The 18,618-nt window shown below is 70.6% G+C and carries 18 protein-coding genes; 10 read left to right on the forward strand and 8 right to left on the reverse strand.

Features of this window, described 5'->3' with window-relative positions; all coding sequences use genetic code 11:
- The 4 genes from fahA to ACFKCF_RS40000 all read left to right on the forward strand — a co-directional run bounded on the left by fahA (nucleotide 1) and on the right by ACFKCF_RS40000 (nucleotide 3,933).
- A complete protein-coding gene (gene fahA, locus ACFKCF_RS39985; protein WP_394500526.1) occupies nucleotides 1-1,104 on the forward strand; it encodes a fumarylacetoacetase in 1,104 nt (367 codons plus the stop codon).
- 73 nt (nucleotides 1,105-1,177) lie between these two features.
- Entirely contained in the window at nucleotides 1,178-2,350 is a 1,173-nt protein-coding gene (locus tag ACFKCF_RS39990; RefSeq protein ID WP_394500527.1) for an Ig-like domain-containing protein, read from the forward strand.
- Between the two features lie 71 nt (nucleotides 2,351-2,421).
- Nucleotides 2,422-2,853 carry an NfeD family protein gene (locus tag ACFKCF_RS39995; protein ID WP_394500528.1) on the forward strand — a complete coding sequence of 144 codons (432 nt, stop codon included), beginning with the start codon at nucleotides 2,422-2,424 and terminating at the stop codon, nucleotides 2,851-2,853.
- 3 nt (nucleotides 2,854-2,856) lie between these two features.
- The gene (locus tag ACFKCF_RS40000) at nucleotides 2,857-3,933 is read left to right on the forward strand and encodes an SPFH domain-containing protein (protein ID WP_394500529.1); all 1,077 of its coding nucleotides are present in this window, start codon (nucleotides 2,857-2,859) and stop codon (nucleotides 3,931-3,933) included.
- A gap of 130 nt (nucleotides 3,934-4,063) precedes the next feature.
- Here the strand turns inward: ACFKCF_RS40000 and ACFKCF_RS40005 are convergent, their stop codons facing one another.
- The gene (locus tag ACFKCF_RS40005) at nucleotides 4,064-4,597 is read right to left on the reverse strand and encodes a hypothetical protein (RefSeq protein ID WP_394500530.1); all 534 of its coding nucleotides are present in this window, start codon (nucleotides 4,595-4,597) and stop codon (nucleotides 4,064-4,066) included.
- A gap of 151 nt (nucleotides 4,598-4,748) precedes the next feature.
- Nucleotides 4,749-5,345 carry a TetR/AcrR family transcriptional regulator gene (locus ACFKCF_RS40010; RefSeq protein WP_394500531.1) on the reverse strand — a complete coding sequence of 199 codons (597 nt, stop codon included), beginning with the start codon at nucleotides 5,343-5,345 and terminating at the stop codon, nucleotides 4,749-4,751.
- A 69-nt stretch (nucleotides 5,346-5,414) separates the two neighbouring features.
- Here ACFKCF_RS40010 and ACFKCF_RS40015 point away from each other — a divergent pair, with 69 nt between their 5' ends.
- From ACFKCF_RS40015 to ACFKCF_RS40025, 3 genes are read left to right on the forward strand one after another with little or no spacing between them, the layout of a single operon-like run.
- Nucleotides 5,415-6,143 carry an SDR family NAD(P)-dependent oxidoreductase gene (locus ACFKCF_RS40015; RefSeq protein ID WP_394500532.1) on the forward strand — a complete coding sequence of 243 codons (729 nt, stop codon included), beginning with the start codon at nucleotides 5,415-5,417 and terminating at the stop codon, nucleotides 6,141-6,143.
- A gap of 9 nt (nucleotides 6,144-6,152) precedes the next feature.
- The gene (locus ACFKCF_RS40020) at nucleotides 6,153-6,920 is read left to right on the forward strand and encodes an alpha/beta fold hydrolase (protein WP_394500533.1); all 768 of its coding nucleotides are present in this window, start codon (nucleotides 6,153-6,155) and stop codon (nucleotides 6,918-6,920) included.
- Nucleotides 6,921-6,944: 24 nt separating this feature from the next.
- Nucleotides 6,945-8,693: a 5'-nucleotidase C-terminal domain-containing protein gene (locus ACFKCF_RS40025; protein ID WP_394500534.1), complete on the forward strand. Its 1,749-nt coding sequence runs from the start codon at nucleotides 6,945-6,947 to the stop codon at nucleotides 8,691-8,693.
- A gap of 6 nt (nucleotides 8,694-8,699) precedes the next feature.
- Here the strand turns inward: ACFKCF_RS40025 and ACFKCF_RS40030 are convergent, their stop codons facing one another.
- From ACFKCF_RS40030 to ACFKCF_RS40045, 4 genes are all read right to left on the reverse strand, one after another.
- Nucleotides 8,700-9,437 carry a cytochrome d ubiquinol oxidase subunit II gene (locus ACFKCF_RS40030; protein ID WP_394500535.1) on the reverse strand — a complete coding sequence of 246 codons (738 nt, stop codon included), beginning with the start codon at nucleotides 9,435-9,437 and terminating at the stop codon, nucleotides 8,700-8,702.
- Nucleotides 9,438-9,447: 10 nt separating this feature from the next.
- Nucleotides 9,448-10,695 carry a cytochrome ubiquinol oxidase subunit I gene (locus ACFKCF_RS40035; RefSeq protein WP_394500536.1) on the reverse strand — a complete coding sequence of 416 codons (1,248 nt, stop codon included), beginning with the start codon at nucleotides 10,693-10,695 and terminating at the stop codon, nucleotides 9,448-9,450.
- Nucleotides 10,696-10,791: 96 nt separating this feature from the next.
- Nucleotides 10,792-11,460 carry a response regulator gene (locus ACFKCF_RS40040; RefSeq protein WP_394500537.1) on the reverse strand — a complete coding sequence of 223 codons (669 nt, stop codon included), beginning with the start codon at nucleotides 11,458-11,460 and terminating at the stop codon, nucleotides 10,792-10,794.
- Nucleotides 11,457-12,584, reverse strand: a complete 1,128-nt coding sequence (locus tag ACFKCF_RS40045) for a sensor histidine kinase (RefSeq protein WP_394500538.1) — start codon at nucleotides 12,582-12,584, stop codon at nucleotides 11,457-11,459. Before ACFKCF_RS40045 ends, ACFKCF_RS40040 begins: the two co-directional genes overlap by 4 nt.
- 51 nt (nucleotides 12,585-12,635) lie before the next feature.
- Between ACFKCF_RS40045 and ACFKCF_RS40050 the strand changes: the two genes are divergently transcribed.
- On the forward strand, nucleotides 12,636-12,857 hold the full coding sequence (locus ACFKCF_RS40050) for a hypothetical protein (protein WP_394500539.1): 222 nt from the start codon (nucleotides 12,636-12,638) through the stop codon (nucleotides 12,855-12,857).
- Here ACFKCF_RS40050 and ACFKCF_RS40055 read toward each other — a convergent pair.
- Entirely contained in the window at nucleotides 12,826-13,752 is a 927-nt protein-coding gene (locus ACFKCF_RS40055) for a fatty acid desaturase family protein (protein WP_394500540.1), read from the reverse strand. The two genes, ACFKCF_RS40050 and ACFKCF_RS40055, sit on opposite strands and share 32 nt — an antisense overlap.
- A gap of 337 nt (nucleotides 13,753-14,089) precedes the next feature.
- Here ACFKCF_RS40055 and ACFKCF_RS40060 point away from each other — a divergent pair, with 337 nt between their 5' ends.
- Both ACFKCF_RS40060 and ACFKCF_RS40065 read left to right on the forward strand, forming a co-directional pair.
- Entirely contained in the window at nucleotides 14,090-14,266 is a 177-nt protein-coding gene (locus ACFKCF_RS40060) for a hypothetical protein (RefSeq protein ID WP_394500541.1), read from the forward strand.
- A 47-nt stretch (nucleotides 14,267-14,313) separates the two neighbouring features.
- The gene (locus ACFKCF_RS40065) at nucleotides 14,314-15,630 is read left to right on the forward strand and encodes an FAD-dependent monooxygenase (protein ID WP_394500542.1); all 1,317 of its coding nucleotides are present in this window, start codon (nucleotides 14,314-14,316) and stop codon (nucleotides 15,628-15,630) included.
- Here ACFKCF_RS40065 and ACFKCF_RS40070 read toward each other — a convergent pair.
- On the reverse strand, nucleotides 15,552-18,431 hold the full coding sequence (locus ACFKCF_RS40070; protein ID WP_394500543.1) for a BTAD domain-containing putative transcriptional regulator: 2,880 nt from the start codon (nucleotides 18,429-18,431) through the stop codon (nucleotides 15,552-15,554). The genes ACFKCF_RS40065 and ACFKCF_RS40070 overlap by 79 nt on opposite strands.
- Between the last annotated feature and the right edge of the window lie 187 nt (nucleotides 18,432-18,618).

Below are 18,618 nucleotides of genomic sequence, written 5' to 3' on the forward strand. Positions count from 1 at the left end.
GTGAGCTGGGGAGTGGACAACCTGCCCTACGGCGTGTTCTCGCGCCCGGGCCAGGCGCCCCGCGTGGGCGTCCGGTACGGCGACAAGGTGCTCGACCTGGCACCCGCCCTGCACGACGAGGTCTTCGACGCGCCCTCGCTCAACCCTTTCATGGCCCGCGGGCGGACGGCCTGGCACGACACCAGGACGCTGATCCGCAACAAGCTCACCGGCGACCTCGCCGTGACCGAGCGGCACCTGGTCCCGCTGGAGCAGGTGCGGCTGCACATGCCGTTCGAGGTGGCCGACTACGTCGACTTCTACTGCTCGATCGACCACGCGAGCAACATCGGCCAGATCTTCAGGCCCGGCACCGAGCCGCTGCAGCCCAACTGGCGGCACCTGCCCGTCGGCTACCACGGCAGGGCCGGGACGGTCGTGGTGTCGGGCACGCCGGTCAGGCGCCCGCAGGGGCAGCTGGGGCGCGGCGTGTTCGGGCCGTGCGCGAAGCTGGACATCGAGGCGGAGCTGGGGTTCGTGGTGGGCGTGCCCACCGAGCTCGGCTCGCCTGCCGGGGCCTTCGAGGACCACGTGTTCGGGGTGACGCTGGTCAACGACTGGAGCGCGCGGGACATCCAGTCGTGGGAGTACGTGCCGCTCGGGCCGTTCCTGGCCAAGTCGTTCGCCACGTCGATCTCGCCGTGGATCACCCCGCTGGAGGCGCTGCCCCGCCTCCCCGGCCGCGCCCAGGACCCGGAGCCCGCCGACTACCTGCGCAGGCAGGGTGACTGGGGACTGGACATCTCCCTTGAGGTCCTGCTCAACGGGGAGGTCGTGTCGCGGCCCCCGTACGCGAGCATGTACTGGACGCCCGATCAGATGCTCGCGCACATGACGGTGAACGGGGCCTCCCTGCGGACCGGAGACCTGTTCGCCAGCGGCACAATCTCGGGGCCCACGCGTGGCGAGCGCGGCTCGCTCATCGAGCTGACCTGGAACGGGACCGACCCGCTCAAGCTCGCGAGCGGTGAGACGCGCACGTTCCTGGAGGACGGGGACACGGTGACGATCCGGGCCACCGCCGGCGCCCTGGCATTGGGGGAGGTTTCCGGAACTGTCGCATAGGTGACTCAGTGTGCTTGACTTCTGACTCGCCGCTACCCTGATGTCGCCCCTTCCCTCGGACAGCAGGAGTGACATGCGGCGGGCTGTGATGACTTGTGTCGCCTTCCCCCTCCTGGTCTGCGGCTGCTCCTCGACGCCGGCCAGGACCCCGTCCTCGCCCCCGGTCGTGCGGGTCTCGCCCGCGCTCGACTCCAAGCGCGCCCGCACCGACCGCGGCCTGGTGGTCCGGGCCCGCGGCGGCACGCTCAGCCAGGTGCTGGTCTCCGAGGGCGGGGAGCAGGTGCCCGGCCGGCTCGACGGCTCCCACACGACGTGGCGCTCCGCCTGGACGCTCAAACCCGCGGCCGAATACTCGGTGAACGTCACGGCCACCGGCGCCCGCGGCCCGGACACGGTCGCCGTCGGCCGCTTCCACACCCGGTCCGCGGCGAGGTCGTTCCAGGTGGCCGCGACGGCGCCGCTGCCGGGTGAGACGGTCGGCGCCGGCATGCCGGTCATCATCGACTTCGACACCCCGGTGGAGGACAAGGCCGCCGTCGAGCGGGCGCTGGAGGTCCGGGCGCAGACCCCGGTCGAGGGCGCGTGGCGGTGGATCGGCGACACCCAGGTGATCTACCGCACTCGCCGGTTCTGGCCGCCCCACCAGCAGGTCACGGTCACCGCACACCTGGCCGGCGTACGCGCGGGCGGCGGCGTCTACGGCACCACCGACTCCACCTTCGCCTTCACCGTCGGGCGCAGGCAGACCAGCACGATCGACACCCGGACCCATCAGATGACCGTCCGCCGCGACGGCGAGATCGCGCAGCGGATGGCCATCAGCGCGGGCATGGCCACCACCCCCGAATACACCACGACCAGCGGCATCCACCTGACCATGGACAAGGGCAACCCGGTCCGCATGATCTCCCCGGGGCGCGTCAAGGGCGACCCCGGCTTCTACGACATGCTGATCGACCACGCCGTGCGCATCTCCAACAGCGGCGAGTACGTGCACGCCAAGGACAACGTGTGGGCGCAGGGCCGGGCCAACGTCAGCCACGGCTGCATCAACGCCCGGCCCGACCAGGCGGCCTGGTTCTACGACACCTCCCTGCGCGGCGACCCCGTCACGATCGTCGGCACCGACCGGGAGCTCGGCTGGGACAACGGATGGGGCTTCTGGCAGCTTCCGTGGCAGAAGTGGCGCGAGGGAAGCGCCCTGGTCGAAGCCGGTCCGGCGGGCGGACGGGTGCCGCAGGGCTGATTCCAGGATTACGGTAGAGAGGGGGGAACCAGTCGCGAACTCAGGCCCGTTGTCCCATCAGGAGGGCCGACATGGATGAATGGATCATCTGGGTAATCCTCGCGGTAGTCCTCGGCGTGGCCGAAATCTTCACCCTCACGGCCTCGCTCGGGCTGCTGGGTGCGGCCGCTCTGCTGACCGCCGTCACCGCCGCCATCGGGCTGCCCGTTCCCCTGCAGTTGCTGTGCTTCGCCGTATCGTCCGCGGCCGGTCTGATGGTGCTCAGGCCGATCGCGATGCGCCACATCAAGCAGCCCCCGCTGCAGCGGTTCGGCGTGGAAGCGCTCGTCGGCAAGCCCGCCTACGTGGTCTCGGAGGTGACGGGCCGCGACGGTCGCGTGCGCATCGGGGGCGAGGAGTGGTCGGCGCGCGCCTACGACGAGACGCTGGTGATCCCCACAGGGGCGACCGTCGACATCATCGAGATCGAAGGGGCGACAGCCCTCGTATATCCCCGGGAGTGACTCATGGATCCGCTGTTGCTGGTCGGACTGCTCGTCATACTCTTCGCGGTGTTCACCGTGCTCAAGGCGGTGCGGATCGTCCCGCAGGCGCGGGCCCGCAACGTCGAGCGCCTCGGCCGCTACCACCGCACGCTCAAGCCGGGTCTCAACTTCGTCATCCCTTACGTCGACCGCGTCTACCCCATGATCGACCTGCGCGAACAGGTCGTCTCCTTCCGCCCGCAGCCCGTCATCACCGAGGACAACCTGGTCGTCGAGATCGACACCGTCCTCTACTTCCAGGTCACCGACCCGCGGGCGGCCGCGTACGAGATCGCCAACTACATCCAGGCCGTCGAGCAGCTGACCGTCACCACCCTGCGTAACGTCGTCGGCTCCATGGACCTGGAGAAGACCCTCACCTCGCGCGACACCATCAACAGCCAGCTGCGCGGCGTGCTCGACGAGGCCACCGGCAAGTGGGGCATCCGCGTCAACCGCGTCGAGATCAAGGCCATCGACCCGCCCAAGACCATCAAGGACGCGATGGAGAAGCAGATGCGGGCCGAACGCGACAAGCGCGCCGCGATCCTCAACGCCGAGGGCCAGCGGCAGTCGCAGATCCTCACGGCCGAGGGCGACAAGCAGAGCCGCATCCTGCGTGCCGAGGGCCAGCGCACCGCCGCCATCCTGGAGGCCGAAGGCCAGTCGCGCGCCATCGACCAGGTCTTCCAGGCCGTTCACCGCAACGACCCCGACCCGAAGCTGCTGGCCTACCAGTACCTCCAGGTGCTGCCGCAGCTCGCGCAGGGCGACGGCAACACGTTCTGGGTGATCCCGAGCGAGGTCACCTCGGCGCTGCAGGGGGTCTCACGGGCGTTCACCGAGGCCCTGCCCCGGTCGGCGGCTACGCGGGAGGAGGCGCCGGAGACGTCGGAGTTCGACGAGGAGGTGGCCAAGGCCTCGGAGGCGGCGGCCGAGGCGGTGGCGGACGCCCAGGAGGCCGAGAGCCCCAACGGCCCGCGCCAGCTCACCCAGGGCGTGGAGGAGCCGTCCCCGTTCCCGGACCTGGACCGCAAGCACACCGAGGCCGAGCGCTGACACCCCGGACAGGCGCCCGCCGCGAGCCGGCGGGCGCCTCCGGTTGAAGGTCGAGGAGTGAGGCTCTGCGCCCGGGGTGAGGCCATGGGGTCGAGGGGCGAGGCCTGAGGCCGGCAGGTGCGGCGCGGGATCAGGCGATGGCTTCGAACAGGTGGCGAAGCCCGTCTTCCCGATGTGCGGCCCGGGCCCGGCAGTTGAGCCGCACGAGCGCATCAGCCAGAGCGACATCCGGGTTTTCCGGCGGGATGTCATCCCCCATCCGGGTGCGCAACCACTCGGAGATCTCGGCCCACGAGTAGAGGCGGATGTTGTCGGCCTCGATGAGGGGAGCGGGGAAACCGCCGGGACCCCGCTGCCCCATGGCAAGCTGGCGCAGGCTGGCCTGCGTGCGCCCGCCGTGCCGACGGGCGGCGTCCCCCAGCGTCACGCCGTCGTCCTCCCCGACGGCGATGGGCCAGAGCCCGGGGACCGTCTTGATCTGGGCGATCACGGAGGCGATCGCGTCGAGCATGCTGTCGGCCTCGCGGTCGCACATGAGGTAGTGATCGAAGCCGCCTAGCCCTCCGCTTATCGAGCAATCATCGAGACCGGCCTCGTAGAGCGCATCCGCCTCTTCATCGGTGGGCGCCCGGTTAAGAGAGATGCGGAAATCCCATGTGGTCATGACTGCTCCTCGCTCTTGGCGCATTCGGCGTGCTTGTCGATCCATTGGAGTATGGATCTTGCGTGGGTGCCTGGGTTGCGCGGCGTGCACCAGACCTTGAATCGATCGCCGCCGCAGGTGCCTGGATTCCCTACTTTGTGTAGTCGAATGACTACATTATGTCGCTATTGGGCCAGGCGGACATGGCGAGGGTGGCGATGTGGAGGAGGTCGGCTCGGGTGGCGCCGTCGCGGGACTGGGTGGACATGCCCTGGATGACGGCGGCGTAGAAGGTGGCCAGTCCCGCCGTGTCCGTGCCGGCCGGGAGGAGGCCGGCCGTCGCGTCGTCGTCGATGCGGGCCTTGAGTGCCGCCTTGCTGGCCTCCCTGAAGCCGCGTAGCAGCTCCTCGACCTCGGCCGATTCCGGGCCGCAGTTGACCGCCGCCGTGATGATCAGGCATCCCGTCGGATGCGAGCGGCTCGAATATTCGTCGGCGGCCTCGCGCAGGACGCGTTCGATGGCCTGGCGGCCGGTCGGTTCCTCGGTGAGGGCTCGGGTCGTGAAGGCGCCGTACGTCTCCTGGTAGCGCCGCACCGCCTCCTCGAACAGCCGCCGCTTGTCGCCGAAGGCCGCGTACAGGCTGGGTGGGCGGATCCCCATGGCGGCGGTGAGCTCGGCGATCGAGGTCGCCTCGTAGCCGTGCCGCCAGAACGCGAGCAGCGCCGTCTCCAGCGCCGCCTCCCTGTCGAATGCCCGCTGTCTGGCCATGTCCCCATTCTATAGCGATCGCTATGTTATGGTTTCTGTATCGATCGCTAAAGAAAGGTGGGTCGCAGGATGAGGACCGCGCTCGTGACGGGGGGCAGCCGGGGGATCGGCCGCGCCATCGCGCTGCGCCTGGCCAGGGACGGCTTCCGCGTGGCCGTCAACTACGCCAGGGACGAGACGGCGGCGAAGGAGGTCGTCGGCCTGATCGAGAAGGAGGGCGGCAGCGCGTTCGCCGTACAGGCCGATCTGGGCGAGGAGGGCCACGCGCTCGCGGAGCGGATGAAGGACGAGACGGACGTCCTCGACGTGCTGGTCAACAACGCCGGCATCGGCATGTCCCGGCCCATCGAGGAGGAGACCCCCGAGGCGTACGACCGGCTGTTCGACGTCAACGTCAAGGGGCTGTTCTTCCTCACCCAGCAGTTGCTGCCGCTGATCCCCGACGGCGGGCGGATCGTCAACATCACCTCGGGCGTGGCCCGCATCGCCTTCCCGGAGGGCATCGCGTACGCGATGACGAAGGGCGCGGTGCAGGTGTTCACGCTGGCCCTGGCCAAGGAGCTGGGCCCGCGCGGCATCACGGTCAACAACGTCGCCCCCGGCATCATCGATACCGACACCAACGCGGGCTGGCTGCGCGGCGACCCGCAGGCGCGCGCGTACGCGGCGAGCAGGCACGCCCTCAACCGGATCGGTCACGTGGACGAGATCGCGAACGCGGTGGCCTTCGTCGCCTCGCCGGAGGCGAGCTTCATCACCGGCAGCACCATCGACGCCACCGGCGGCGGAAACCTCTAGGAGCCTCGAATGCCCACAGTCACCCACAGCTCCGGCGCCGTCCACTACCGGCGGGCGGGCAGCGGGCCCGGCCTCGTCATGGTGCACGGCACCGGCGGCGACGCCGTCAGCAACTACGCCCACCTCGTGCCGGAGTTCGCCGGCTTCCGCACCGTCATCACCCCCGACTACGCGGGCAGCGGCCAGACCGCCGACCCGGGCGGCGACCTCACGCTCGACCTGCTCGCCGGCCAGGTCGCGGCCACGTTCGAGGGGCCGTCCGACCTCGTCGGCTTCTCGCTGGGAGCGGCCGTGGCCGTGGCGGTCGCCGCCGAGCACCCGGAGCTGGTCAGGCGGCTGGTGCTGATCGCCGGCTGGACCCACGCGGAGGACTCCCGGCTGAGGCTGGGCCTGCGCACGTGGGCCAGGCTGGCGGAGACGGACCCGGAGAGCTTCGCCGCGTTCGGGCCGCTGGTGGCGTTCGGCCCCGAGTACGTGAGCGCGGTCGGCGCGCAGGCGCTCACCGCCGGGGAGCCGCCGCACGGGACCCGCCGCCAGATCGAGCTGGACCTGCGCCTCGACATCAGGGACCTGCTGCCGAAGATCACCGCCCCCACGCTCGTCGTCGGCAACACCCGGGACTACCTCGTCCCGGTCGAGCACGCCCGCGCGCTGCACGCCGCCCTGCCCGGCAGCGAGTACGCCGAGCTGGACAGCGGCCACGTCGTCCTGCACGAGCGACCGGCCGAAGTGACGACCCTTGTCCGGGAGTTCATCACCCGCGTATCCATCGATTGATTGTCCGGATTACGCTCCAGCTTCATGCAGACCAAGAATCTCGCCCTCACCGGGGCCGCCGCGCTGTGCGCGCTGGTCCTGGTGGCGCCCCCCGCGCAAGCCGGCGCCCCCTCGGTCACCGTCACGGTCATGGGCACGTCCGACCTCCACAGCAACGTCCTCAACTGGGACTACTTCAAGGACGCCACGTACGCCGACAGCGCGGGCAACAGCGTCGGCCTGGCCAAGGTCTCCTCGCTGGTCAACCAGATCAGGGCCGAGCGCGGGGCGGACCGCACGCTGCTGTTCGACTCGGGTGACACCATCCAGGGCACCCCGCTGGCGTACTACTACGCCAAGGTGGAGCCGATCACCCAGACCGGCCAGATCCACCCGATGGCCAAGGCCATGAACGCCATCGGGTACGACGCCGTGACGCTGGGCAACCACGAGTTCAACTACGGTCTGCCGCTGCTGGCCACCTGGATCAAGCAGATGCGGGCACCGGTGCTCGGCGCGAACGCCGTCTACGACAGGACGGGGCTGCCGGCGTACAAGCCGTTCGTGATCAAGGCCATGAAGGTCAAGGGCGAGAAGCCGGTCAAGGTCGGCGTGCTCGGGCTGACCAACCCCGGCGTGGCCATCTGGGACAAGGCGAACGTCGAGGGCAAGCTCCGCTTCACCGACCTGGTCGAGTCGGCGAAGAAGTGGGTGCCGGTCATCCGCGGGCTGGGCGCGGACGTGGTCGTCGTGACCGCGCACGCGGGCGACAACGGCCTGTCGTCCTACGGCGGCGACCTCCCGGTCGAGAACGCCTCCGCGATGGTGGCCGAGCAGGTGCCGGGGATCGACGCGGTGCTGTTCGGGCACGCGCACAACGACGTGCCGCAGCGGTTCGTCACGAACAAGGTCACGGGCCGGCAGGTGCTGCTGACCGAGCCGGGCAGGTGGGGCCAGCGCCTGTCGAGGCTGGACTTCCAGCTCACCAAGCAGCACGGCAGGTGGGTGGTCAGCGGCAAGTCGGCCACCACGATCAACACCAACACGGTCCAGGAGGACCCCAAGATCGTCCAGCTGCTCAAGCCGCAGCACGACACGACCGTGGGCTACGTGAACAAGGTCGTGGCCAAGTCGGCGCAGGCGCTGTCGGCCGCGGAGTCGCCGTACAAGGACACGCCGATCCTCGACTACATCCAGCACGTGCAGGTGGAGACGGTCAAGCAGGCGCTGCCGGACAACACGCTGCCGGTGCTGTCGATCGCGGCGCCGTTCAGCCGCACCGCCGTCTTCCCCGCCGGTGACGTCCGGGTCAGGGACGTGGCCGGTCTGTACGTCTACGACAACACGCTGCTGGCGGTCAAGCTGACCGGCGCGCAGATCAAGGACTACCTGGAGTACTCCGCCAAGTACTTCAACCAGCTCGCTCCCGGCGACCCGGTGGACGTGACCAAGCTGACCAACGCCGGCAACACCCCCGACTACAACTACGACCAGCTCTCGGGGGTGTCGTACGACATCGACATCTCCAAGCCGGTCGGCCAGCGGATCGCCAACCTGTCCTACGACGGCGCCCCGGTCCCGGCCGACAAGGAGTTCGTGGTCGCGATCAACAACTACCGGCAGTCGGGCGGCGGCGGCTTCCCGCACGTCACCGGCGCACCGGTGCTCTACAACGCGCAGGTGGAGATCCGGCAGGCGCTGATCGAGTACGCCACCGCGAAGGGCACCATCGACCCGAGCGGATTCGCCGTCCAGAACTGGAAGCTGACCAGGGACGGGGTTCCCGTCTTCTGACGGCCGTCACAGATAGGACGGCCCAGTGACCCGGTGCCTGAACGTCCACCACACCCAGCTCTGGGCGGCCACCAGCAGCGGGATCAGGGTCAGGATCACCGGCACCAGCACGGGGCCGGAGGTGCCGGGCTCCAGCGGCAGCCGGAGCCCGGCCAGCGTCCCCACCGCCATCAGCGCGGCGGCCGTCAGCAGGTAGGTGCGGGCCTCGCCCGCCCCGCCCGACAGCACGGCCGCCCGCTCCCGCAGCGTCCCGCGCAGCCGTAGGGCCGCGAACGCCAGCCCGTGCGTGGCGAACAGCACGGCCACCACCAGCACGGCCACCATCAGGGCGGGTGGCATGCCGACCAGCCCTTGGCTCAGCAGCGCCCCCCAGCTCAGCGCCAGCCCCCAGCTCCCGGCCACGATCGCGCCGTCCCAGAACGTCTGCCAGCGCGGCCCCGGCATCCGCCCCCGCAGCCACAGCCCCATGTCACGCACGATCCACGACAGGACCAGCGCCACGACGATCGTGTAGTTGCCGCTCAGCAGCTCGCCCTCCAGCTCGGGGAACAACCCGGCCAGCACCCCCGCCGTGGCGACCAGCCACACCTCGTTGCCCAGGAAGAACGGCGCGATGGCGGCGATCACCTCGCGGCGCTCGGCCGCCGTCCTGCCCAGGTACGGCAGCACCATGCCGACGCCGATGTCGGCTCCGGCCAGCACGAGGTAGCCGAGCGCGAAGAAGGCCAAGACGAAGATCTCCATGACGGGCTCCTCAGAAGCTCAGTACGGGGGTGGCGGGGGTGTCGGCGGTGCCGAGCGTCTCCGCGCCGGGCCCGCGGCGGGCCTGCCTGGCCAGCAGCCAGTAGTTGATCGCGATCAGCACCGCGAACACCCCGGTGAAGGCGATGATCGAGAAGCGCATCTGGGCCGCGGTCACGTGTGACATCGCGTCGGCCGTCCTCAGCAGCCCGAACACGGCCCACGGCTGACGCCCCAGCTCCCGGAAGACCCAGCCGGCCAGCATGGTCACGAACGGGACCGGGATCATCAGGGTCAGCAGCCAGTGCCACAGCCTGAACCCGCGTACGGCGGGCCGGATGAGCATCAGCAGGAAGCTCAGCGCCGCGACCACGGTCATCACCAGCCAGAGCACCATCATCGTGATGCCCGCCGCTTGCACGGGGCCCACGGGCGGCAGGTAGTCGCCGGGGCCGTGCGCCGCCACCATCTGGGCCTGCGCCTCGGCCAGCCGGTCCGTATCGCCCGTCCACGCCGCCGACTTGGTCGGCTGCAGGGTCTGGAACGAGACCCCGCCGAAGGTCACGGTGAAGAACAGCGCGGGCAGCGCCACGCCGATCCCGATGCGCAGCGACTTGCGGAAGAAGTCCTGCTCGGCGGTGCGCTTACGCAGGTGGTACGCGCTCACCCCGGCCAGGAAGAAGCCACCGGTGATCATCGCCCCGCCCATCACGTGCCCGAACGCGAGCAGCGCGGCCGGATTGCCCACCATGGCCCCGAGGTCCACCAGCCGCAGAACGCCGCCGTCCAGCACGTGGCCGGCCGGGTGCTGCAGGAAGCCGTTCGCGACCATGATCCAGAACGCCGACGCGTACGCGGTCAGCGTCACGACCCAGATCAGCGCCAGGTGGGCCCACCGGTTCAGCTTGTCCCAGCCGAAGATCCACAGGCCCAGGAACGTGGACTCGACGAAGAACGCCACCAGCGTCTCGATGGCCAGCGCCGACCCGAAGACGTTGCCCGCGTACTCCGTGAGCCCGCTCCACGACAGCCCGAGCTGGAACTCCATGACCAGCCCCGTGACGATGCCCATCGCGTAGTTGATGATGTAGAGCTGGCCCCAGAACCGCGTCATCCGCAGGTGCACGGGGTCGCCGCTGAAGGTGGCCCTGGTCTGGATGACGGCGACCAGCGTCGCCAGGCCGAGCGTCAGGGCCACGAACAGGAAGTGCGCGCCCGCTGTGAGCGCGAACTGCAGGCGGGCCAGGTCCACGGTGTCCATGCCCAGAGGGTCCCGGTACGGCTCCGCCCGCCGCGTCATGCCCGGGCGGCAACCTGGCGTACATCCCGGGTCGCACGAGGTCTCCCGGGCTACGACTCAGGGAGTAACCCAGCCAGGAACGATCATGCCGGCCTCGTACGCGATGACCACGAGCTGGGCCCGGTCGCGTACCGACAGCTTGGTCATGATGCGGCTGACGTGCGTCTTCGCCGTGGCGGGGCTGAGCACGAGCCGGGCCGCGATCTCGTCGTTCGACAGGCCGCCGGCCACCAGCGTCATGACCTCGCGCTCGCGTTCGGTGAGGGCGTTGAGCTCGGGGCCGGGCTCGGGGCGCTTGACCCGGCCGGCGAACTCGGCGATCAGCCGCCGCGTGATCGACGGCGCGATCAACGCGTCGCCCCTGGCCACGACCCTGATGGCGTGGATCAGCTCGGCCGGCTCGGTGTCCTTGACCAGGAAGCCGCTCGCGCCGGCGCGCAGCGCGCCGTACACGTAGTCGTCCAGGTCGAACGTGGTCAGGATGATCACCTTGACGTCCTGCAGCCGGGGGTCGGCGGAGATCTGGCGGGTGGCCTCCAGGCCGTCGAGCTCCGGCATGCGGATGTCCATGAGCACCACGTCGGGGCGGTGCTCGCGGGCCCCGGCCACGGCCGCCGCGCCGTTGGCGGCCTCGGCGACGACCTCGAAGTCGTCCTCGTCGCTGAGTATGGACCGGAACCCGGCCCGTACCAGGGTCTGGTCGTCGGCGAGCAGTACGCGGATCATCGAGCCCCATTCCCGAGCGGCAGCCGGGCGACGACGCGGAAGCCGCCCTCGGGACGCGGGCCCGCCTCCAGGGTGCCGCCGAGCGCGATGGCGCGCTCGCGCATGCCCTGCAGGCCGAAGCCGCTGCCTCCGTCGTACGTGGCGCCCGGCCCGTCATCCTCCACGCGGATCATGATATTTCCGGACGTGTTGTTGATGGTGAGGGTGGCCTGCTTCGCACCGGAATGGCGGGAGACGTTGGTCAGCGCCTCCCTCACGATACGGGCGGCGGCCAGGTCCACCTCGGTCGGCACGGCGTCGAGCGGCCCCGACAGATCCGTGCGCACCTCCAGCCCCGACGCCGTGACCAGCGCGTCCACCCGGGCCAGGCTGTCGGCGGGCGCGGTCGGCGCGTCCTCGTCCACCTGGCGCAGCACGCCCAGCGTGGTCCGCAGCTCGCGCAGCGTCTCCTTGCTGGTGTCCTTGATCGTCCGCAGTGCCGTCTCAGCGTCCTCCGGCCGCTTCTTCAGCCCGTGCAGCGCCGCCGCGGCCTGCACGTTGATCAGGGAGACATTGTGCCCGAGCACGTCGTGCAGCTCGCGCGCGATCCGCAGCCGCTCCTCGCTCGCCCGCCGCCTGGCCTCCTCCTCCTTGCTGTGCTCGGCTTCGAGCGCGCGCTGCTCGACCGCCCGCAGGTAGAGGCGGCGGCTGCGGGTGACGCTGCCGAACGCGACCGCCGCCACCTCCCAGCCGGCGATCATGAGGAACAGGCTGTTCTCGACGTGCCGGACGGCGCCGGTCTCGCCGAGCCCCATGCCCAGCAGCGACGCCGCCCCGATGGCGATGGCCGCGGTGAGGTGGCCCTTCTCGGCCGCGGTGTAGAGGTTGACGAACGGCAGGATGACGAGGGGGCCGTCGAGGCCCGCGTACCGGTAGTAGGCGGCGACGCAGACCATCACCAGGAGCAGTGCCGCGACGGGATAGCGCTCCCGCAGCAGCAGCCCGCCGCAGGCGATGACCGGCAGCACCACGTCGAGGACGTTGATCGGCGTCTGGTCCCTGGTCGCGTAGGTGACGGCCATGCCGACCAGCAGGCCCGCGATCACCACGAGTGACACGATCATGCTGCTCGACGGCTTGCGCATGCACCCATTCTGGGGGGTAATCGCCGGGGCGCATCTGGGTAGAGCACGTAAATGAGCACAAAGGACGACCTGCGGCAGGTCGAAGAGGACCTGGTCCGGTTGAAAGCCGAGAACCAGGACCTCCGCAACCAGGTCCGTGACATGGGCGCGACCGACCAGGTGGAGATCTCGGCCATGATCAGCCAGGCGGACGAGCAGGAGGAGCTGATCGCTCAGCTCGAGGGCCGCCGCGACTCGCTGCTCAAGCGCCTGGAGTCGGAAGGGGGCGCCTGAGCGCGGCGCCGACCTCGTGCAGGTGGCGTAGTGCCTGCCCGTACGACTCGATCAGTCCGGTCTGGAGGTAGTCGACGCCGATCTCCGCGCAGTACCGCTCGACGATCGGCTGCGCCCTGCGCAGGTTGGGGGCCGGCATGTTGGGGAACAGATGATGCTCGATCTGGTAGTTGAGCTGGCCGAGCGCCACGTCGGTGAACAGACCGCCCCGTACGTTGCGCGAGGTCAGCACCTGCTTGCGGAGGAAGTCCAGCTTGTCCTCCGCGGTCAGGATCGGCATGCCCTTGTGGTTGGGCGCGAACGTGCTCCCCAGGTAGATCCCGAACAGCCCCTGGTGCACGATCAGGAACAGCAGCGCCTTGCCGACCGGCAGGATCGTGAAGACCAGGCCGAAGTAGAGCACGAAGTGCGTGGCGAGCATGGTCAGCTCCGCCCCGCGCCGCTTGGCCTCCGGCTTGAGCAGGGCCTTCACGCTGGCGATGTGAAGGTGCCAGGCCTCGAGCGTCAGCAGCGGGAAGAACCAGTAAGCCTGATATTTCGCGAGAAATCGCGGTAGGCCGATGCTTCTGGCGACCTGCTCCTCCGACCAGACGATCACGGCGGGGGAGACGTCGGGGTCGTGGTCCTCGTGGTTGGGGTTGGCGTGGTGGCGGTTGTGCTTGGTGGTCCACCAGCCCCAGCCGAGCCCGATGCCGAGGTTGCCGATGATCAGGCCCGCGACGTCGCTGGGCCGCCGCTTCCTGAAGACCTGCCGGTGCCCGAGATCGTGGGCGAGGAACCCGAGCTGTGCGAAGACGACCGCGAGCGCGACGGCCACGAGAAGCTGCAGCCACGAGTCGCCGAGCCAGACGAACAGCCCCCAGCCGCCGAGGTAGACGGCGGCCATGATGGTCATTCTGATCGCGTAATAAAAGGGACGCCGGTCAAGGAGACCGGCGTCCGTGATCTGACGGGCTAGTCGGGCGAAATCGCTGCCTCTGGTGTCGAGCCTGCCGGGACTGGCCACGGGTCTCCTTACAAGTGCGAGGTAGGTGACCCTAACCTTTGCGCATCAGGGACGGATCCGGAAGCATAGGCTTTACGGAGTAATCTACGCCGATACTCCGCTTACCCCCGAAATCCGTGCGGCCGCGGCCCTGACGTGGGACGTCACAGGGAACGGCGAACGATTGCACGGTGGCGAGGAATCCGCCGCGTACCGGCTCGATGGCCATGTTATCCGCGTCGGACCGGTGGGGCGCACAGCCGCCGAATCCGAGTGGCGCCACGCGATCGCCCGCCACGCCGCCGGCACGCTCCCTGAGGCCGTCGTACCCGTGCCGGACGACGAGCCGGGCGTGCGGCACGACGCGGACGACCTCGAATACCACCGCGACCGCGTGGCGCTGTTCCGCAAGCTGCGCCCGTGAAAGCGGCTGACAGAGATCTGGCAGTGAGCCGAGGCATCGTCCTTGGCATGACACACGTACTGATCGTCGGCTCCGGGCCGACCGGGCTGACCCTGGCCATCGAGCTGGCTCGCAGAGGCGTCGACCTCCGCGTCCTGGAGAAGTCGCCGCAGCCGCCCACGGGCGTGCGCGGCAAGGGCCTGCAGCCCCGCACGCTGGAGGTCTTCGACGACCTCGGCGTGATCGACGAGATCCTCGCCACCGGCCGCGAGTACCCGAGCCTGCGCAGCTACCAGGGCGACCAGGTGGTCTGGGAGGGCCGGATGGACGAGATCCGCGAGCCGTCCGCCGGCGTGCCGTACCCCAACCTGATCATGCAGCCGCAGTGGCGGACCGAGCAGATCCTGCGCGACCGGCTGGCCGAGCTGGGGCACGAGGTCGAGTTCGGCGCCGAGGTGACCGGCTTCGAGCAGGACGCGGACGGCGTGACCGTCACCACGGGCAGCGGCGAGCAGATCCGCTGCGCCTACCTGGTCGGCGCGGACGGCGGTCGCAGCGTCGTACGCAAGCAGCTGGGCGTCGGCTTCGTCGGCGACACGTTCGAGAGCGAGCGCATGCTGCTGGCCGACATCAGGACCGGCGACCTGGACCGCGAGCACTGGCACGTCTGGGGCTCGCTGGCCGAGCAGAAGGTCCACTTCACGATCTGCCCGCTGCCGAACACCGACGTCTTCCAGCTCGTCGCCCCGTACACCGGTGACGACGACCTGATCGCGCTCGTCGCCGAGCACGCGCCGCACGTGCGGATCGAGGAGATCCTGTGGCGGTCCGAGTACCGCGTCAACATCCGGATGGCCGACCGGTTCCGGGTCGGCCGGGTGTTCCTGGCCGGCGACGCGGCCCACGTGCACACGCCGGCGGGCGGGCAGGGGCTCAACACCGGCGTCCAGGACGCCTACAACCTGGGCTGGAAGCTGGCCGTGGGCACCGAGGCGCTGCTGGACACGTACGAGGACGAGCGGATGGCGGTGGCCGAGCACGTGCTGGGCCTCAGCACCCGCCTGTACCGGGAGCAGGACAACCAGCGCGGCGACGACACCAACCAGCTCGGCCTGGCCTACCTCGGCAGCCCGCTGTCGGTGGGGGAGCGCGGCGGCGAGCGGCTCGGCGCGCTCTTCGCCGAGCAGCGCGGCACCGGCTTCCTGCTGCTGGCCGACACGCGGACGGAGTACCCGTTCACGGTGCTACCGCCGCTCGACGGCCAGGAGGGCGTCATCCTCGTCCGCCCCGACGGCTACATCGGCTATCACGGGGACGAGAGCGGCCTCAGCGCGTACCTCTCGGGGTTCGGCATCGCCGAGCCCCTGGCCGACGCCGAGCGGTAGCCGTGCTCGCCCAGCGCGGCCCGGCACTTGGCGGCCAGCTCGTTGACGTGGGGATCGGCGGACTCGCCGATCCCGCGCAGCTCCCGCGCCGCGCCGAGCAGCTCGGCCGCCGCCTCCGGCTCCAGGTGCTCGGCCACCCCTTCCAGCACGGTCGCCCGCGCGGTCCTGTCGGAGCACGTGGCCATCAGCTCCAGGGCCCGGCGCAGCGGCTCGCGGGGCTCGCCGACGCGGGCGAGCTCGACGTTCATGTACGCCCTGAGCTGGGCTGAAACCTCGACATCGAGCGCCAGCGCAGCCTCCAGCAGCCGGGCGGCCTCATCAGGGTGTCCGGTGCGCCGGGCCAGTTCGGCCCTGGCGTGCATGACCCTGGCGATGATCGCCTGGTCCTCGGACCGCACGGCCGACTCCCATGCCCGTTCGAGCGCGCGGGCCGCTCCTGCATGATCGCCCGCCCGCCCTTTGAGCTGGCCGACCCGGATCAGGAACGTCATCGGCCCGAGCGGCGTGCCGAGCCCGGACAGCTCGGTGGCCAGCCGCTCCGGCTCCTCGGCCAGGGCGACCGCCGCGGCGAAGTCCCCGCGGTTCTCCGCGACCAGCGACAACCAGAAGAGCCCGGCCCACTGCCCCCACCGGTCACCGACGGCCCTGAACCCGTCGACCGCCGGTTCCAGCAGGTCCTCGGCCCCGGCCACCGCGCCGTACTCGAACCGCACGATGCCCATGGCCAGCAGCGCGGCCGATCTCGTCCACAGGTCGGGATGGTCACGCAGCCGCCCCGACTGCCGCTCGGTGAGGCTCACCACGTCGGCGGGCGTCCCGACCCCGGCCAGCGCCCACGAGTTCAGGGCGGCGGGGTGGTCGGACTCCAGCACCGCCTCGGTCGGCGCGAACCCAGCCAGCACCCGGCAGATCCCGTGCGCCAGCTCCCGCCCCGGCGGCGGCGTGTCTCCCACCCTTCGCAGCATCGCCGCGGCCTGCTCGCCGATCTCGCGATGCCGGCCGCGGATGATCCACGGCCAGAGCCGCGGCAGGATCACCCGGAGCGGGTCGTCGGAGTGGCGCAGCGCCGCGTCCAGGTTGCCTTGCTCGGCGTCCAGCACGGCCAGCCACTTGAGCTGCTCGCCGGTCCGCAGGTGCGGGTCGGCGGCCTCGGCCAGCTCGGTGTAGTAGCGGGCGTGGGCCTGGCGCAGCTCGGGGAGGTCGGCGGCGGCGTACTGCCTGATCGTCTCCAGCATCGTGTAGCGCTCGCCGGAGACGGCGATCAGTGACTTGTCCACCAGCGAGGAGAGCAGGTCGAGGTCGCCGCCGCAGACCCGGGAGATCGCCTCGTACGTGGCGCCGCCCGAGAACACCGTCAGGCCCCGGAGCAGCTCGCGCTCGCGGTCGGAGAGCAGGTTCCAGCTCCAGTCGATGACCGCGCGCATGGTGCGGTGGCGCGGCTCCGACGTACGGCCGCCGCGGAAGGCCAGCCGGTCGCCGAGCTGCCGCACCAGGACGGACAGCGGCATCGTACGCAGGCGCGCGGCGGCCAGCTCGATGGCCAGCGGGATGCCGTCCAGCTCGCGGCAAATCCGCGCCGCTTCTTCCGGTTCCACCCGCAGGTCGGGCCGGGCGGCGGCGGCTCTCTCCGCGAACAGCTCGACCGCCTTCTCCTCGGGCAGCGGCAGCACGTGGTGCAGGGTCTCGCCGGGGATGTCGAGCGGCTCCCTGCTGGTGGCGAGGATCCGCAGGCCCGCCACCTCGGACAGCAGCGTGCGGGCCGTCGTGGCGGCCTCCTCGATCACGTGCTCGCAGTTGTCCAGCACGATCAGGGGCGCGGTGCCGCGCAGGGCCCTGACCGGGTCGGTCGTCTTGAGCGTGCCCTCCAGAGCGGCCCGTACGCCGGCGGCGGCGGCGAGTTCGACCAGCCACACGCCGTCCGGCACGTGAAGGCTCGCGGCCGCCTCCACGGCCAGCCGCGTCTTCCCCGCGCCGCCCGGCCCGACGAGGGTGACGAGCCTGGCCCCGCCGAGCCGGCTCTTCAGCCGGGCCATGTCCTCCGAGCGGCCCACGAAGCTCGTGAGGCGGGCGGGCAGGTTGCTCTTCGGCTCGGCGTCCCGCAGCGCCTCCAGGTGGGCTTCCCGCAGCTCGGGTCCCGGGTCGACGCCCAGCTCGTCGGCCAGGGCCGCCTTGATCCGCTCGAAGAGCGCGAGCGCTTCGGCCCGCCGACCCTGGGTGGTGAGGGCGCGCATGAGGAGGGCGTGGAACGGCTCCCGTAAGGGATGCGCAGCGACCAACCCCTCCAACTCGGCCACCAACCCAGAGCCCCCGGCTGCGGGGTCGCCGGCGGCTGTCCCGGTCGAGGTGAGAGCCGGCTCGGCGGTGATCGTCGTGCTCGGGTCGGCGGTGATCGTCGTGCTCCCGGCGGTGATCGTCGTGCTCAGGTCGGCGGCGATCCTCGTGGCCAGGGCGGTCAGGCGCAGCTCCTCCAGGCGGGCCGCGGGGGCCGTGGCGAAGGGTAGGCCGGCCGCGTCCGCCAGCGCCGGACCCCGCCACAACGCCAGCGCCCGGTGCACGTCACCGGCCCGTACGAGCCGCTCGAACGCCCACGCGTCCACCTCGCCCGGCGGCACGTCCAGCACATAGCCGGCGGGATGGGACGAGATCACGCCCGGCGCCTCCCTGCGCGCCCTGGACACCAGCGACTGCAGCGCCGCCATCGGATGCGCCGGCGCCTCACCCGGCCACAGGTCGTCGATCAGCCGGTCCGTGGTCACGACGCGTCCGGGGTCGAGCGCCAGCCGCACCAACAGCGCCCGCACCCGGGCACCACCGACCGCGCACCCCGCCACCTGAAGCGGCCCTAGAATCCCGACCCGCATCCGCCCTCCCCGCCTCCACAGTACGCACCTTTTGTACTTGGGCCGGGGCCTTGAGGGCAGCGGAGATGCGGCCCACCGCCCCCAGCTCCGGCCACACGCCCGCTGCCGTCCGTACTTCGGCTGGGGT

Source organism: Nonomuraea sp. JJY05 (assembly GCF_043496855.1).
In the GTDB taxonomy this organism is placed as follows: Bacteria; Actinomycetota; Actinomycetes; order Streptosporangiales; family Streptosporangiaceae; genus Nonomuraea.